At 41.4% G+C, this 955-nt stretch carries 1 protein-coding gene; it reads left to right on the top strand.

The genetic code is table 11. From position 1 onward, the window contains the following. Positions 1-317: 317 nt before the first annotated feature. Positions 318-620, top strand: a complete 303-nt coding sequence (locus B6A27_RS19380; RefSeq protein WP_080862603.1) for an IS3 family transposase — start codon at positions 318-320, stop codon at positions 618-620. The last annotated feature ends 335 nt before the right edge of the window (positions 621-955 follow it).

The following is a 955-nucleotide window of genomic DNA, read 5'->3' as shown; positions in this document are numbered from 1 at the left end:
ACATGACGCTTTAGAAGAGGAACAAGCGTCATGTTGCTGTTTCGTTTGTATCTTAACTATCAGGGATTGAAACATCAGGAACTCCGCCAACATGGCGAACAGGTTCCAGGTTTGTATCTTAACTATCAGGGATTGAAACGGCCAAATTCCAGATGGTTCTATCACGGAACAAAAGTTTGTATCTTAACTATCAGGGATTGAAACTTTTCTAATTCGAAGTCCGAAAGAGCCTTTCGAGCGTTTGTATCTTAACTATGAGGGGTTGAAACGACATCAAATTGGTCATCGACACGCTAAAAAAGGCTATAAAAAACGAAATGTCAATGGACTCCTCCTACATAGTGATCAAGGATTCCAATATACATCCGTTGATACAACAACGTGCTAAAAAATACAATATAAAAGCCAGTATGTCCAGAAAAGGAAACGGTTTGGACAATGCCTGCATGGAACACTTCTTCCGCCATTTCAAGGCAAAGTGTTTTAATCTATACTCTTTCCGCACGGCCGAAGAGGTGAAGGAGGCCGTACACCAATCTATTCGTTTTTATAACCACCATCGTTTCCAAAAGAAATTACACAACCTGAGTCCTTATGAATATCGGACTCAGGCTGCTTAAATGTGCTTTTTTATTCCTGTCTACTTGACAGGGGTCACTTCACCTTTGGAGTGCTTTTTATTTTAAGAAGGTGGCGCGGGGAAGGGAACGACATTTACGGAAGCGGTATCGAATTCCTCCTTCTCGCATCCATGGTTTGCTGGGGATGTGGATGAAATGCTTGCATAAACGTATAATTTTTGTAAAATATCAACTAGAATGCCATTTGTTTTATGGAAAGGACAACGTCGGGCTTCGATGATGAGGAAGCCTGTTTTTTGTTGGGCGATAGGTGGCTTCAAAAGTGGCATTGGAGGGTGGACATGATGATNNAAGTTCAGCNNNNGNNTAAATCA

Source organism: Anoxybacillus sp. UARK-01, assembly GCF_002075365.1.
Taxonomy (GTDB): Bacteria; Bacillota; Bacilli; order Bacillales; family Anoxybacillaceae; genus Anoxybacteroides; species Anoxybacteroides rupiense.
This window is presented reverse-complemented; position numbering and strand designations above follow the sequence as displayed.

Excerpts from the sequence above, each read along its gene's own strand:
- B6A27_RS19380 (WP_080862603.1), top strand. The coding sequence starts at position 318 with ATGTCAATGGACTCCTCCTACATAGTGATCAAGGATTCCAATATACAT.